This window comes from Anabaena sp. CA = ATCC 33047 (assembly GCF_963870205.1).
GTDB lineage: Bacteria > Cyanobacteriota > Cyanobacteriia > Cyanobacteriales > Nostocaceae > Trichormus.
Genome location: NZ_CAWMSA010000020.1, coordinates 24568 through 38882, shown reverse-complemented (window position 1 = coordinate 38882; position 14315 = coordinate 24568). Strand labels below are relative to the sequence as shown.

The window sequence follows — 14315 nt, the reverse complement described above, 5'->3', positions numbered from 1 at the left end:
GATATTCAATGTTGGGATTGACTAATTTGATGGTTGTGGTCATGGCTACCTCTGAATTAGGGTAGGTTGTCTGGGTCTATTCCTTGCGATCGCAAATATTCCGCTAGTCTATCAGCCCGTTGGCGTTCTTGTTCCGCTCGTTGGCGTTCTTGTTGTAACTGTTCGGCTAGTTCTGTAGGTTTGAGTAATTTCTCACCCGTATCGAGACGATAAAATCCCAATAATTCCCCCTCGACTGTTATCCGCAATTGTAACGGTTGACATATCCCATCGGTAATTAATTGATAAGTCTCACCCTCTAACCTGTATCCCCGTAACTTTTCTGAAATCCATTCGCCTTTAGGGTCAAATAACCAATATTCTCCAATTCCTAACTGTTCATACAGGTTTTTCTTTTGTTCTTGGTCTTGTTTTTGCGTTCCTTGGGAAGTCATCTCAAACACTACCTGGGGAACTTGTCCTTCTTCCCAGACTTTATAACTATCTCTACCTCCAGGCGGCACATCAAAAATTACCATCACATCCGGTGCTACTCTGAGTCTAGGAAAACCTTGAGCATAGTAGAGGAATTGATTAGCCAGGACGGTGGCTTGTCTGCCTGATAGGTATTGTTTGATTACTTCTAGGGTAGTCAGAATTGCGTAGAGATGGATGTATGATTCTGCCAAGGGTTCACCGTCTGAACAGGGATATTCAATGTTGGGATTGACTAATTTGATGGTTGTGGTCATGGCTACCTCTGAATTAGGGTAGGTTATCTGGGTCGATTCCTTGAGTACGCAAATATTCCGCTAATCTATCAGCCCTTTGGCGTTCTTGTTCCGCCCGTTGGCGTTCCTGTTCCGCCCGGTGACGTTCCTGTTCCGCCCGTTGACGTTCCTGTTCTGCTGTTTCATTCAGCGTCAACACCCAACCTGCTGCATTGTACCAACGTAACCATAAACCCGTTGTCTGTTGATAAGTACCCTGCCAAAGACCTAATCCTATTTCTAACTCTTCTAACCATAAACGGTTCTCTGGTAAAGGTATTGCCTGATAACGACTACCATTGAGTCGAAAAGCCCGGAAATGATTTTCATAGCGGTCATAAACAACGTAGTAGGGAACGCGCAAAATGCGTTCATATACTTCCCACTTAGTTGGGGGTTTGTTGACTTCTCGTAGTGTTTGCCCTAAATCTTCCTGTTCTGTACCGGGTGAAAGTAATTCCACTACTAAAAAAGGAGCAACCCCTTCTTGCCAGATAACATAACTTAAACGTAGGTCTTGCTGTTGATTAGTATTAGGTACTCCTAAAACCATGTACCAGTCAGGACGCTTATACCATAAAGTGTGACGGGGGTCATAGTAAAGATTTAAGTCGCTAGCAAGTAAAATTTCCTCCGATGAATAGTTAGGAGGTTGACAAGTTTCACTGAGCAAATCTGCTTGTATACGATGAAATGCGTCTGGCAAGCCTGATTCCCCTACCAATTCACTCGGTAAATCATACATCGTGGGCATGGTTTCTTGGGGTGGACGGGGTGGATCAGTTTGATACATGGTGACATTATCTAGACCAACTGATTGCGAGTTAATTTAATTTTAAGCTGTGAGTCAGTGGTCAATAGTCAACAATCATTGTTAATTTGGAATTTGGAATTTTGAATTTCGGAGAGTGCCAGATTCAGCTAAACTAATTGTTGGTTTATTGCGTTTTATCTAGGCATGGAAATCGGACAAAAGGTTAAGGTATTTCGTTTGCGCGATCGCGTTTCTGCTGCCATCGCTCAGAAACTCGGAAAAGTTGGTGTGATTGAAGGTTATAAAGTTACCGATGGTTGCGGTATTGGCGTAGTAGTGAAGTTTGATGATAATACTTCTACTTGGTTTTTTGAAGATGAAATCAAACCTGTATAGTCACAGCAACTCAAGGTAGAAGCTAAGAGTATTTGCCTAGTGCTAAGTTGGAATTGAAAAGACCAGTGGTAATTGGAAATCAAGATAATGTCCCAGATATTGACATTTTTGGGCGCAAGCAGCATCTCTCGTACCAAAATAGCGATCGCATCTGCGAAATCATTAGCAAGTCAAGGTAAGCGTGTACTTCTAGCAGGATTAGCAGAACCCATACTACCCATTCTGTTAGATCAACCCCTTGCACCAGACCCCCAACAAATCGCACCCAATCTAGACGTTGTACAGTTTCAAGCTTCTGTACTCCTAGAACGCAGTTGGGATGAAGTGAAAAAACTTGAGGCGGAATACCTCAGAACGCCTATCATAAAAGATGTCTATGGTCAAGAACTGGTAGTATTACCAGGCATGGATCATGCCCTGGCTTTGAATACTATCCGTGAATATGATGCCAGTGGCAAGTATGATGCGATTATCTACAACGGCACTGGTGACGCTTCCACCCTGCGAATGTTTGGGATGCCAGAGTCATTAAGCTGGTATGTCCGGCGATTCCGGCAATTAATCGTCAATTCTGACTTAGGTAAAAATATTGCTGAATCACCCTTGATTCAACCACTCATCTCCAGCTTTTTCAATATCAACTGGACAGCAGATAACTTTGCTCATCCTACCAACCAAGTCAATAATTTCTTAGACAAAGGAAAAGCGGCTCTTGCTGACCCCAAACGCATAGCCGCCTTTTTGGTGACTACAGCCGACCCGCTAGAAGTGGCTAGCGTCCGTTATTTGTGGGGCAGCGCGCAACAAGTCGGGTTAACCGTTGGTGGTGCGATTCAAATCTCCTCCCAGGACAACACCAATTTTTCCGAGGAATTCACGCCGTTAAGTGTGAGCGTTGTGCCTGACTTGACAGATGGTAATTGGCAACCATTAATAGATGCTCTACCTAATTTTGTTGAGCAAGCAGTGCAAGCCCCTAGCCCAATTACTATTGATGTTCACAATCTTCAGGTACGCTTGTTTTTGCCAGGATTTGATAAAAAACAAGTCAAACTCACCCAGTATGGGCCAGAAGTGACTGTAGAAGCTGGCGACCAACGGCGGAACATCTTCTTACCTCCAGCACTCAGTGGCAGACCTGTAACTGGGGCGAAGTTTCAAAATAATTATTTGATCATTTCTTTCTAGGTACTGGGGACTAGGGACTGGGTATTGGGGACTGGGAAGCGGAGGAAGCAGAGGGGGATGAGGGAGATGAGGAAGATGAGGGAGCGAGAGAGGCAGGGGAGCAGGGAGCAGGGAGCAAGGGGGAGAAGACTTTCCCCTTTTCCCCCTGCACCCTGCCCCAATTCTTCTGATTTCCCAATCCCCAGTCCCCAGTCCCCAATACCCAGTCCCCATGCCCCATTCCCTAAGCCCTATGCCCAAATACATAATTAATTCTTATGTCAGAACTAACTCCCATAACTCCCGATTCTAATTCTGAAGCCAGTGCGACGACAGGCGATCGCACTGCCAAAACCCGGCAATTATTAGGGATGAAAGGTGCTGCACCAGGGGAAACTTCCATTTGGAAAATCCGCTTGCAATTGATGAAGCCGATTACCTGGATTCCTTTAATTTGGGGTGTGGTCTGTGGTGCGGCTTCTTCTGGTAACTACACCTGGAGTCTGGAAAATGTCTTAAAGGCAGCAGCTTGTATGTTGTTGTCTGGGCCATTGCTCACGGGTTACACTCAAACCCTAAATGATTTTTATGACCGCGAAATTGATGCGATCAATGAACCCTATCGCCCTATCCCTTCCGGCGCAATTTCTGTACCGCAAGTAGTTAGTCAGATTATTTTCTTATTTCTGGCTGGCATTGGTCTAGCCTTTGTGCTGGATTTATGGGCGGGTCATGAATTCCCCAATGTCACAGTTTTGGCAATATTTGGCTCTTTCATCGCCTTTATCTACTCTGCACCACCACTAAAACTGAAACAAAACGGTTGGTTGGGTAATTATGCTTTGGGTGCTAGCTATATTGCCTTACCTTGGTGGGCTGGTCATGCTTTGTTTGGCGAACTCAACTGGAAAATTGTCGTTCTCACCCTGATTTACAGCTTGGCAGGATTGGGCATAGCCATTGTCAATGATTTTAAGAGTGTAGAAGGCGATCGCCAACTCGGTTTAAAATCTTTGCCTGTAATGTTTGGTGTCAACACCGCCGCCCGGATTTGTGTGGTAATGATTGATGTCTTTCAAGGTTTGATTGCTGCTTATCTAGTTAGTATTCATGAAAATTTATATGCAGCGATTTTGGTACTGTTAATCATTCCCCAAATCACCTTCCAAGATATGTATTTTCTGCGTGACCCCTTACAGAATGATGTCAAATACCAAGCCAGCGCACAACCTTTCTTGGTTTTAGGAATGTTGGTGACAGGTTTAGCATTAGGTCACGCAGCAATTTAATTATACTTCTGTAGCAAGAAGTTAGCTTGACAGAGTTAGGAGTTAATATACTTCTAGCTCTTCATTTTTGTTAGAAATTGCCGTGCTGGAATTAATATCTTTACTGCTCAGAGGGATTCAACCACTTTTAGTACCGATTTGCTTTGTTGGTGCTTGGCTGATAATTGTTCTCGTTCTTTGGAGTTTATGGACAGCCACACGCGACAGCATCACCACAGCCAAAAAAATGCACAATATACCCTGTCCTAGTTGTCAATTTTTCACCAATGACTACCGCCTCAAATGCACTGTCCACCCATCCATCGCCAATACAGAAGAGGCCATCCATTGTTGTGATTTTCAAGCCAAGACGAATTCTCTCATGTACTAAGGGTGTAGGGGAGATGAGGGGGATGAGGGAGATGTAGCTTGCTTCTCTTACGAGACGCTACCGCGTTCGCGTAGCGTATCCGTAGGATTCACCCGCAGGGTGGGAGATGAGGGAGATGAGGGAGAAAGTAACTAATGACTAATGACTAATGACCAATGACTAATGACTAATAACTAATCTCTAACAATACCTTTAACACTCCTCGTTGCTGGGCTTGTGCAAAAGCTTCTAGTCCTTCAGTGAGGGGGTAGGTTGCATGAATTAGGGGTTTTACGTCAACTTTCTCTGCGGCTAACAACTCCAGTGCTGCGGGAAAGGGGCCGCAACGAGAACCAAGGAGAGTAATTTCATCAACTACCAAAGCGGAAGCATCTAAACTGAGGTTGCCAGCGTAGGTGCTTTTGAGTATGAGAGTACCACGAGGACGTAAACCGCGACGAGCGATCGCAAATCCTTCTGGGTTGCCAGTACACTCTACGGAAATATCAAAACTTCTATCTTTGACAGCATCAACTAAACCAGTTTTTATCCCCCGCGCCTCTAAATTAGCCAGTTTATCACGGTGACGACCAATCACCAATAATTCACAACCTGTTAAAGCTAGTGTTTGTGCTACCAACTGTCCGAGTTTGCCATCTCCTACTACTAGCACACGGTCATCTGCACATATCTTTATCTGCTGCTGAATTTCCAATGCTGCGGCTAAGGGTTCGGTAAAGGTGGCAATATCTGTTGGTACATTTTCGGGTACTGGATGTAAATTTTCTATTGGTAAACAAAGATATTCAGCAAATGCACCATGACGGTTGACAATACCCAATACTGTGCGGGTTTCGCAGTGGGTTGGTTCTCCCCGACGACAAAAACGACAATAACCGCAAGCTGCGTTAATCTCTCCCACTACACGTTTATTGACAAGATGTTCCGCCCCCTGTTCCACCACACCGACAAATTCATGTCCTAAAACACCCTTGTAGGGATAGTAGCCTCTCAGTAATTCTAAGTCAGTATTACAAATTCCTGCACGTAAAACACGCACCAGTGCTTCCCCTGGCGGTGGTTCGGGAATCTGAATATCTGTACGCAATTGTAATTGCTTATTTTCCAGCCAGAGTCCTTTCATTGTCGTGTTCCAATTAGACACTCAAAGGCATTTTAACCACAATGAAAGTAGCTTGAGAAGGACTGGAAAGAATTCGGAACTGGGTAATAAAGATTTTTATACCCTGTTTGTGGGTATTTTATCTGGAATTGTATGATGAAAACATTGATTACCAGTCACCAATCACTATTTCTCACTAGCGTTACTAACAGCAACTCAATTGTCTAATTCTGAGTGACTGGGAAATTTGACCTCAATTTTGCTTAACCAAATGATCAGGTCATTAGCATGAACTGCAATTTCACTACCCAAGGTTTTGATATATAAAACGCCATCACTAATAATTAAGTCTCGGATGGGATACCATGAATTGCGGGTACGAATGAGCAAATCTAAGGGAATACCCAACTGTGATTTATTTTTGCTATATTTCCACCAAGTCCGCCACAGATATACTGATTTTGTACAGTGCAAACGATACCCTTGTGGGACTTGGCAGTGTTCGTACTGATAGCAAAATCGGTCATCCATTTCCCCCGTGATCATATAGTTATAATCTGTTAATACCTCATTCATTACTTCCCAATAAGATGAGGTTGATTTGATTAAAAATTTTACGTTTGTCTGGGTCAGTTCGGCAGTAGCAATCACACCTTCTGCTTTAGCGATGAGTTGGTTGGTTGTGTAGACTTTCTGAGCCTTTAAAGCAGTGTTTGCTAATAAAACTTCTTGTTTTTGGAGAGATTGATTAACAAACTCTTTGAATAAATCTAAATTAGATAACATGGCTGTTGTATATTTGATAAACCATTATACTTAAGCTTTCGCTCACTTGCAGTTAGCAATTAACGTCATATCATTGTTAATATACAATTGCTATATTTTTAGTTCTTAACCAACTATTTTCTAGCATTAATTAGTTTGCCATTGTCAGTAAATATTACAAAGTAAATAGCTAATAACATCATTATTTATTGACATTAACTAATTGTATGGATAAGCAAAATTAAATTCATTAGTGAAGAATGGAAGCAGCAACTAAAACAACATATAGATGTGAAATGAATTTTGTTGAGATACTTACATATACTTGCTAAAGCTGTAATATCCTGAAAAAATCCCTGAGTCGTCTTTAAAAAAATTTGGTGTGACGACTAGGGATAATGAGAAAATGCTATGATGTTAGGCTGGTTAAATTTTGATGGCTTGAGTAAAGGGTGTAAAAAAGGAAACTAACTCCGAGCGACTGACAACGAGGGTAGGAAGAGAGCGATCGCGATAATCTTCTCCCGCTACCAACGGAAACGGCTGTGAATTCAGTGAAATCCAGCTACCACCAGCCGCTTGCACAATTACCCAAGCTGCTGCAATATCCCATACTTTCGGTGTCGCCTCTACACCGCCTAATGTTGCTCCCGTTGCCACGGTGAGAAAATTATAGCTAGCTACACCTAACATCCGAATTTTGCAGGGAAACCCTTGTTGCACCACAGCCAAACTGCGAGAACAAAGATTAAAAAAATGATTGCTGCTGGGAGCATCCATACTGGTATGAATGGGGTGATGATTGAGAAATGCTCCCGATGGTGTAGTTAAACCAGAACTACCTTCCCAAAATCCGTGAAAGGCTTGATTTAATGGTGGCACATGAACATAACCAAAAATTGGTGTGCCTTTATAGAGTAAAGCCAAGGAAATTGACCAGATGGGAATACCCCGTGTAAAGTTGGTTGTACCATCTAAAGGGTCAATTACCCAACACCAATCTGTACCAGGAAAAACCTGATCACCTTCTTCGCTTAAAATTCCGTAACCAGAGAAAGTAGAAGCGATCGCATCCCGAATTTCTTGATCTGCCCATTTGTCGGCTTGTGTCACCAAGCTACCATCAGCTTTTTGTAAAGCCTGTACCTGGCCGAAATCTTGCATTAATTGCTTTCCCACTCTGTTAGTAGTGGTTTGGGCAAAATCAACAACTGTATTCCAAAAATCATTCATGAATTAACGCTCACACAGAGGCTTAAGAGTCTAAATCACTTTCTAAGACAGAAGCGATCGCTTGCTTGGTACTGGTTTGAAATTCTGTCACGTTTACCCGATTCAGCAACGAAATTGACAGCACCATTCCCACAGCTTCTAGAAAAAATACCAGTCCATAAGCTAATTCTAATGTTGGTAGCAGTCGGCGGCCTAAATCTAATACTGTACCACCCACGACTACAGCTAATCCCCTAGAAACAGACTGCGCCAAACCCCAAGCACCTATAAATGTCCCGGCGGTTTCCGCCACTGTCAGATCCAGCATTAAGCTAATTGCAGCTGTAGTTAAAAACCCAGTTGCTAACCCAAACACAACTAAACCAAACTTCAAAAACGCCGGATTAGCGGAAAAACCCGACGCACCCAATAATAAGGCGGCGAATGCTACCAACACACAGCCCAAGCGTGCAGTTCTGCGTTTACCCAAGCGAGGTACAATTAGAAATCCTGTCACTCCGTAGGAAATCAAAATACCAGTACCATAAAAAACATTCAGTCTGGTACTTTCCGCTAAAGGCATTTTAAACACTTGACCCGCAAAAGGTTCAACAACTGGGTCTTGCATGAATAAGCAGAATGTCATCACCAGCAGAAAGGTAAAAAATAAAGCTGTTTGCGGACTAGCTGTTAAAATTTTCCAAGCTCCACCCAAGGTGATACTATCTTCCCGTTTGGTTGTGTGAGAACGTCTCGAAAAGAAAGAATACTTTTTTTCTACACCCCAGGTTGCCACAATTGACAACCCAAACACAATAGCTGGGACTACGATAAATAGCCTGTTAACTGCTGGCTCTAAATTAACTACGGTTGCTTCTGGGGTTAATTGTCTGAGTAAGCTAGAGCTAATAATTGCCCCGACAATAATCCCCACCATTAACATTGACCATACCACACCCACCACTTTAGAACGGTTATCTTCCTCAGAGATATCCACCAATAAAGCAGCGAAAGCTGTACCACTAGCGCAAATTGCTAAACCGTAGATAGCGAAAACTAAACCTAAAAGTGCTGTCCAGCCTATAGTAGCGGTTGTCCACACCCAGCCACTAGGATTATTAGCGACACTATTTAACTGCCAGATTATTTGTACAGCAAAAAAGGCGGCGATCGCAAATATCGCCGCACCCACCCACACATAAGCTGTACGATGATAACCCCACAACGGTTTAGCATCGGAAATCTGACCAAACCAAATGCGTGAAGGCGACACAAACGCAGGTAATGCTAGCACCAGCGATACCAACGTCGCTGGAATCGCTATTTCTTGAATCATGACTCTGTTCAGTACCCCCAGAGTCAAAATAGACATCATGCTCAAACCCATCTGAAACAAGCCAAGCCGAAACATGGTGAATAAATTCACTCTTTTAACTGACTCAGGCTGTATAGACTCAAAATTGCTAGTTGCCATTGATACTTCACTGAAAACACTACAGAATTTAGCCTTTCTTTAACTTAAGATAAACCCTGCCTGTCTCCACGCTGTCAATTTTCATGCTGTAGTAACTTCTCGATGATGCTAAAGCTACACTAAAAAAGTAAAGAAATGTAAACCAACTCAAATTTGCTATTGTGGAAACTATCAAACTAGGGAAAAATGGCCCATCTGTCACACCCCTGTGCCTTGGTACTTGGGCTTGGGGTGATAAACTGTTTTGGAACTATGGCGACGAATACGGCGCAGAACAGTTGCAAGCAGCATTTACCGCCGCTTTAGAAGCAGGTGTCACCTTCTTTGATACCGCCGAAGTTTACGGACTAGGATTATCAGAACAATTTTTAGGTCAATTTCTCCAGCAAACACAGCAGCCTGTACAAATTGCCACCAAATTCGGCCCCTTACCTTGGCGATTTAACGGACAATCTGTTTCTGATGCGTTAACAGATAGTCTCAAACGTCTGCAAGTTGAAAGTGTTGCACTGTATCAAGTGCATTGGCCTTTTACTTTCTTTTTAAGTCAAGAAACTTTATTAAATACTTTAGCTGATGAAGTGCAACGGGGTAGAATTGCCGCCGTTGGTGTGAGTAATTACTCAGCAGTGCAAATGCGCCAAGCTTATGAAATATTAGGGGCTAGAGGAGTACCTTTAGCAGTCAACCAAGTTCGTTATTCTTTACTGACTCGCCAAATTGAAAGCGATGGTATTTTGGGAACTGCCAATGAGTTGGGAGTAACAATTTTAGCATATAGTCCCTTGGCTCAGGGATTGCTGACTGGGAAATATACGCCTGAAAGTGCTGATAATCCTAGTGGAGCGAGAAGGTTAGATCCTAGATTTAGTAAGGAAGGCTTGCAAAAAATTGCACCAGTAATTTCTTTATTACGTAGCTTAGGGGAGAAATACGATCGCACTCCTGCCCAGGTTGCTTTAAATTGGTTAATTGCTCAGGGTAATGTTATTCCGATCGCTGGGGTGAAAACTGCTGCACAAGTTAAGCAGAATGCTGGGGCTTTAGGTTGGCGGTTAAGTGATGATGAAGTTCGGGAGTTAGAAATGGTTAGTTGTCGTTGGAAGTAGAGGGTTATTTTTTTTTAACGCGGAGGAGCGCGGAGGTTAACGCAGAGGGGAGGCAGCGTGTTGGGCGGGTTTCCCGACTTAAAGCGACTGCCGTCGCGCGGAGTGTTTTTTGTGATTTTGTATTTTCTCTGAGGTTCATTTCTGGCTTTTTATCTGTGTTACTCCAGTCTAGGCAGAGTAAAACTAGGACTCGAACGAGTTACTCGTCCAAGTTTACTTGGGCTTACCTAGTTGCTGAGTAATCGAATTGACTCAGCACTTTTTTTTCTGAAATGTCATCCGATGGACTCTATCACCAGATATTCCCGTGTATTAGTTCTATCTGCCGTTGTGGATGTTCAGCTTGTAGCTGCTCTAGGTTTGAGATTGTGAACATAGGATTAGAAATACTGCATCATTATCTATGTTCCTACAAGCTGATCAAAACGTTTAGCCGCAGTCAATTCATCAATAGCCAACAACTCTTAACTAATGACTAATGACTCATCACTAATGACTAAGAAGCTGATTCTTTAGTTGCGGATGAACCTAATTTGTGATTACCGGAGGAGACGGAAGGCTCACGACGACCTGAGCGTAGTTTTGGTTTGGGGGTAGAGCGTCTTTCTTCGTCGCCGTTTTTGTCGGATCTGTTCCAATTGGAACGGGGTTTGTCTCCAGAAAAGTCACGACGTTTTGCAAGTTTGGGTTTGGGAACAGATGCGGTTTCTTCGGGAATTTCCACATCCGCGCTTAACCAAGCTGGACGAGTTTGATCGTAAGCGATTTGTAATGCCGCAGCTGCGATCGCCTGTGCGTCGTATTGTTCGATGAGTTCGCTGATAATGGGCAAGAATGAAGCTAAACGCTCTCCTGCTAGGGCTTCTCTGACTTGTCCTTGCAGTTTTTGAATGTGGCGAGCTTCAATCTGCGCTCTTGTGGGAATTGACAGCAATTGCCAGCTTTGGCGGACATGGCGTTCAAAGATTTGCTGTTTACGACGCTCAAAGGGTTGTACTAAGGTAATCGCTGTCCCTTCTTTTCCGGCGCGGCCAGTCCGTCCAATGCGGTGAACGTAGGTTTCTACGCTGTCGGGAAGGTCAAAGTTAATTACGTGGGAGAGTTGATCTACATCTAAACCCCGTGCAGCGATGTCCGTGGCTACTACCCAGCGTACCTGACGATTACGGAATCTGTTTAGTAGGCGTTCCCGTGCTTGTTGTGATAAGTCGCCGTGATATTCGTCAACGCTGTGTCCAGCAGCTTGCAGTTGACTGGTGAGTTCGGCGGCGGTGCGTCTGGTACGGACAAAGATTAAAGCGGTTTCTGGGTCTTCCATTTCCAGAATTGGTTGTAAAGCTTTGGCTTTTGTCCAGTGACGGGGAATGAGATACGCTACCTGATTGATTTTATTTGGTGTGGCTTTTGGTTGCTCCACTGTGACTGTCACAGGCGATCGCAAAAATTTGTTAACCAACATCCGAATTGATGGCGGCATGGTAGCAGAGAATAGCGCAGTTTGCCGCTCGTCGGGGGCTTGAGATAAAATTCTCTCGACATCATCGATAAAGCCCATGCTTAACATTTCATCGGCTTCATCTAAGACAAACCATCTGACTTGATCCAGTTTCAGGCTACCCCGTTCTAGTAAGTCAATCACCCGTCCAGGTGTACCAACTACTATATGTACACCTCGTTTGAGTTGGGAAATTTGACGGTCAATTGATTGACCACCGTAAATTGCTGACACCCGCAAGCCACTGTTACCCACAAATTGGCTCATTGCATCGTGTACTTGAATGGCTAACTCGCGGGTGGGTGTTAAAACTAGGGCTTGCACAGCTCTTTGTTGGATGTCAATCCGCTCTAAAATTGGCAGGGAAAAAGCGGCTGTTTTGCCTGTACCTGTTTGAGACTGACCTACCACATCCCGACCTGACAACAGTTGGGGAATCGCTTGAGCTTGAATGTTGGTAGGTGCTGTAAAACCAATTTTTGCTAAGTGGTCAACACGTTCCTGTGAAATGCCTAGTTCTTGAAAAGAAAGATTCATCAACTCTCCTAGATTGTGTTCTTTTGCTTTGAGATTTGTAAATTGAATTGAAACTTATTGATAGCTATCAACAACTTCACCAAACAGGTCGTACTCATCCGCACCGTGGATTTTTACGGGTACGATAGTTCCTAATTTGGCTTTGCCATCAACGTAGACCTGACCATCCACTTCTGGGGAAAATCTGCCGGAACGACCGATTAATTTCCCACTTTCAGGGTTTTCTTGCTCAATCAGGACTTCAACAATTTTGCCGATTTCCTGCTGATTTTTTTGCCTAGATATGGGCTGCTGGATTGCCATCAGGCGATCGCGGCGTTCATCCATGACAGCTTGTGGCAATTGATTCGGTAGTTTGTACGCTGGTGTTCCCTCTTCTGGGGAAAAGGTAAAGACTCCCACATGATCAAAGTCATGCTTTTGGACAAACTCTAGTAAATGCTCAAAATGTGCTTCTGTTTCTCCAGGGAAGCCTACTATGAATGTCGTCCGTAACACAGCTTCTGGTAGGGCTGTTTTTAAGCGGGTGATAATCTCATCATTGACACGCCCTTGCCAGGGGCGGTTCATTGCCCGCAAAATGTCTGGATGAGAATGTTGTAAGGGCAAATCCAAGTAAGGTAAAACGTTTGGTGTTTCTTGAATTGCCGCTATGACTTCTGGGGTTAGTCCAGTGGGATAGGCATAGTGCATTCTAATCCACGGTATATCCACTTCCCCCAAGGCACGCAGTAATTCGGCTAGTTTGGGCTTGCCGTAAATATCTAACCCGTAGTTGGTGGTGATTTGGGAAATGAGAATAATCTCTTGCACCCCTTGAGCTGCTAGTTGCTTGGCTTCAGCAACTATAGATTCTATGGTACGCGATCGCTGGTTTCCTCGCAGGTGGGGAATTATGCAAAATGCACATCGGTAATCACACCCTTCGGCTACTCTCAGGTAAGCAACGCCTTCTGTGGTAGTCCGGTAGCGCGGTGTAGTTTCATCAGCTATATAAGTTGGTTCTGCGCTAACGAGTTGAACCCTTTCCCCTTGCTCTACTCTTTCTATAACATTTACTATCTTATGGTAATCTCCAGTGCCAACTACAGCCACTGCTTCCGGCAACTCATCCAACAATTGTGTTTGGAAGTGCTGCGCCATACAGCCTGTTATGACAATTTTTTTGTTGGCTTCTGCTAATTCTACCAATGTTTTAACCGATTCTTCCCTCGCTGCTTCAATGAAACTACAAGTATTGACAATTACATAATCTGCTAACTCTTCATTTGTATCTACACCATAACCTGCTTCTACCAGCAGTCCTAACATGTGTTCTGTATCTATTCGATTTTTCTCACAGCCCAAGTGAGAAATTGCTATTGTTGGCTTTTCACCCATATTTTGAAAAAAGCTTCCATTTTTTTCTTGTTTTATGACACAAAGGGCAATAATCTCGCTCTTTGTGACTCGCACCCTTGCTGTGACATTGCTAGGCGTGGGTGTTCCACTCTCAGCAACTGCCTTTAAGTTTATGACCTTAGTTATTTCAGGTCATGTTATGATGTTTCTATTAGTTTGTTTCCCAGGGTAAAATTAAGTGTCTTTGGGTACATTTGACACTTGTAATTTTTCTTAACAATTCGCCTGTTGGTATTTTACATTACCGCAGCGTGTCTTTTGTTAATTTACCCATCGGGAAGCCGCCCAAAGGGCTGGTTGTGAGAAGTCGCTACCCTCTGGGAAATCGCGCTTGCGACTACGCCCAATAAAGCAGTAATGCTACCCTCATGCCCAGGCTTGGTCTACAACAAAGCGCAGACAATGTACCTAAACCAAGGGAAGCTGCCTTGCGTGTTGTGAGTGGCAAACTCCTCTTGTAGCCAGGTTTTATCTTAACATATCTTATGGTAAGTT

General features: G+C 43.7%; 13 protein-coding genes. 5 read left to right on the top strand and 8 right to left on the bottom strand.

Annotated features, from left to right (window positions below; translation table 11 throughout):
- Positions 1 to 56: 56 nt before the first annotated feature.
- Positions 57 to 731, bottom strand: coding sequence for a Uma2 family endonuclease (locus AACS98_RS05240; protein WP_066377059.1), 675 nt, complete (start codon positions 729 to 731; stop codon positions 57 to 59).
- Between the two features lie 13 nt (positions 732 to 744).
- Complete coding sequence (locus AACS98_RS05235; protein ID WP_066377056.1) at positions 745 to 1542, bottom strand: Uma2 family endonuclease; 798 nt, start codon at positions 1540 to 1542, stop codon at positions 745 to 747.
- A gap of 165 nt (positions 1543 to 1707) precedes the next feature.
- Here AACS98_RS05235 and petP point away from each other — a divergent pair, with 165 nt between their 5' ends.
- The 4 genes from petP (at position 1708) to AACS98_RS05215 (ending at position 4725) form a co-directional block, all read left to right on the top strand.
- Positions 1708 to 1899, top strand: a complete 192-nt coding sequence (gene petP, locus AACS98_RS05230; protein ID WP_066377054.1) for a cytochrome b6f subunit PetP — start codon at positions 1708 to 1710, stop codon at positions 1897 to 1899.
- Positions 1900 to 1986: 87 nt separating this feature from the next.
- The gene (locus AACS98_RS05225) at positions 1987 to 3087 is read left to right on the top strand and encodes a Get3/ArsA fold putative tail anchor-mediating ATPase NosAFP (protein WP_066377053.1); all 1101 of its coding nucleotides are present in this window, start codon (positions 1987 to 1989) and stop codon (positions 3085 to 3087) included.
- A 257-nt stretch (positions 3088 to 3344) separates the two neighbouring features.
- Positions 3345 to 4355, top strand: coding sequence for a chlorophyll synthase ChlG (chlG, locus tag AACS98_RS05220; RefSeq protein ID WP_066377051.1), 1011 nt, complete (start codon positions 3345 to 3347; stop codon positions 4353 to 4355).
- 82 nt (positions 4356 to 4437) lie between these two features.
- Entirely contained in the window at positions 4438 to 4725 is a 288-nt protein-coding gene (locus AACS98_RS05215) for a hypothetical protein (protein ID WP_066377272.1), read from the top strand.
- Positions 4726 to 4891: 166 nt separating this feature from the next.
- On the opposite strand, the gene AACS98_RS05210 is transcribed toward AACS98_RS05215, so the two are convergent.
- The 4 genes from AACS98_RS05210 to AACS98_RS05195 all read right to left on the bottom strand — a co-directional run bounded on the left by AACS98_RS05210 (position 4892) and on the right by AACS98_RS05195 (position 9278).
- The gene (locus tag AACS98_RS05210) at positions 4892 to 5848 is read right to left on the bottom strand and encodes an MDR/zinc-dependent alcohol dehydrogenase-like family protein (RefSeq protein WP_066377050.1); all 957 of its coding nucleotides are present in this window, start codon (positions 5846 to 5848) and stop codon (positions 4892 to 4894) included.
- Between the two features lie 195 nt (positions 5849 to 6043).
- The gene (locus AACS98_RS05205; RefSeq protein WP_066377048.1) at positions 6044 to 6613 is read right to left on the bottom strand and encodes a hypothetical protein; all 570 of its coding nucleotides are present in this window, start codon (positions 6611 to 6613) and stop codon (positions 6044 to 6046) included.
- Positions 6614 to 7018: 405 nt separating this feature from the next.
- A complete protein-coding gene (locus AACS98_RS05200) occupies positions 7019 to 7825 on the bottom strand; it encodes an inositol monophosphatase family protein (protein ID WP_066377046.1) in 807 nt (268 codons plus the stop codon).
- A 22-nt stretch (positions 7826 to 7847) separates the two neighbouring features.
- On the bottom strand, positions 7848 to 9278 hold the full coding sequence (locus tag AACS98_RS05195) for a BCD family MFS transporter (protein ID WP_066377044.1): 1431 nt from the start codon (positions 9276 to 9278) through the stop codon (positions 7848 to 7850).
- Positions 9279 to 9439: 161 nt separating this feature from the next.
- On the opposite strand from AACS98_RS05195, the gene AACS98_RS05190 reads away from it, so the two are divergent.
- Entirely contained in the window at positions 9440 to 10387 is a 948-nt protein-coding gene (locus AACS98_RS05190) for an aldo/keto reductase (protein ID WP_066377043.1), read from the top strand.
- Positions 10388 to 10883: 496 nt separating this feature from the next.
- Here AACS98_RS05190 and AACS98_RS05185 read toward each other — a convergent pair whose 3' ends face one another.
- Together AACS98_RS05185 and rimO are read right to left on the bottom strand one after the other, a co-directional pair.
- On the bottom strand, positions 10884 to 12419 hold the full coding sequence (locus tag AACS98_RS05185; RefSeq protein ID WP_066377041.1) for a DEAD/DEAH box helicase: 1536 nt from the start codon (positions 12417 to 12419) through the stop codon (positions 10884 to 10886).
- A 54-nt stretch (positions 12420 to 12473) separates the two neighbouring features.
- Positions 12474 to 13799 (bottom strand): 30S ribosomal protein S12 methylthiotransferase RimO, encoded by a 1326-nt coding sequence (rimO, locus tag AACS98_RS05180; protein ID WP_066377040.1) that lies wholly within the window; start codon positions 13797 to 13799, stop codon positions 12474 to 12476.
- Between the last annotated feature and the right edge of the window lie 516 nt (positions 13800 to 14315).

Excerpts from the sequence above, each read along its gene's own strand:
- AACS98_RS05225 (WP_066377053.1), top strand. The coding sequence starts at position 1,987 with ATGTCCCAGATATTGACATTTTTGGGCGCAAGCAGCATCTCTCGTACC.
- petP (WP_066377054.1), top strand. The coding sequence starts at position 1,708 with ATGGAAATCGGACAAAAGGTTAAGGTATTTCGTTTGCGCGATCGCGTT.
- AACS98_RS05185 (WP_066377041.1), bottom strand. The coding sequence starts at position 12,419 with ATGAATCTTTCTTTTCAAGAACTAGGCATTTCACAGGAACGTGTTGAC.
- AACS98_RS05205 (WP_066377048.1), bottom strand. The coding sequence starts at position 6,613 with ATGTTATCTAATTTAGATTTATTCAAAGAGTTTGTTAATCAATCTCTC.
- AACS98_RS05210 (WP_066377050.1), bottom strand. The coding sequence starts at position 5,848 with ATGAAAGGACTCTGGCTGGAAAATAAGCAATTACAATTGCGTACAGAT.
- AACS98_RS05235 (WP_066377056.1), bottom strand. The coding sequence starts at position 1,542 with ATGTATCAAACTGATCCACCCCGTCCACCCCAAGAAACCATGCCCACG.
- AACS98_RS05195 (WP_066377044.1), bottom strand. The coding sequence starts at position 9,278 with ATGGCAACTAGCAATTTTGAGTCTATACAGCCTGAGTCAGTTAAAAGA.
- rimO (WP_066377040.1), bottom strand. The coding sequence starts at position 13,799 with ATGGGTGAAAAGCCAACAATAGCAATTTCTCACTTGGGCTGTGAGAAA.
- AACS98_RS05240 (WP_066377059.1), bottom strand. The coding sequence starts at position 731 with ATGACCACAACCATCAAATTAGTCAATCCCAACATTGAATATCCCTGT.
- AACS98_RS05200 (WP_066377046.1), bottom strand. The coding sequence starts at position 7,825 with ATGAATGATTTTTGGAATACAGTTGTTGATTTTGCCCAAACCACTACT.
- chlG (WP_066377051.1), top strand. The coding sequence starts at position 3,345 with ATGTCAGAACTAACTCCCATAACTCCCGATTCTAATTCTGAAGCCAGT.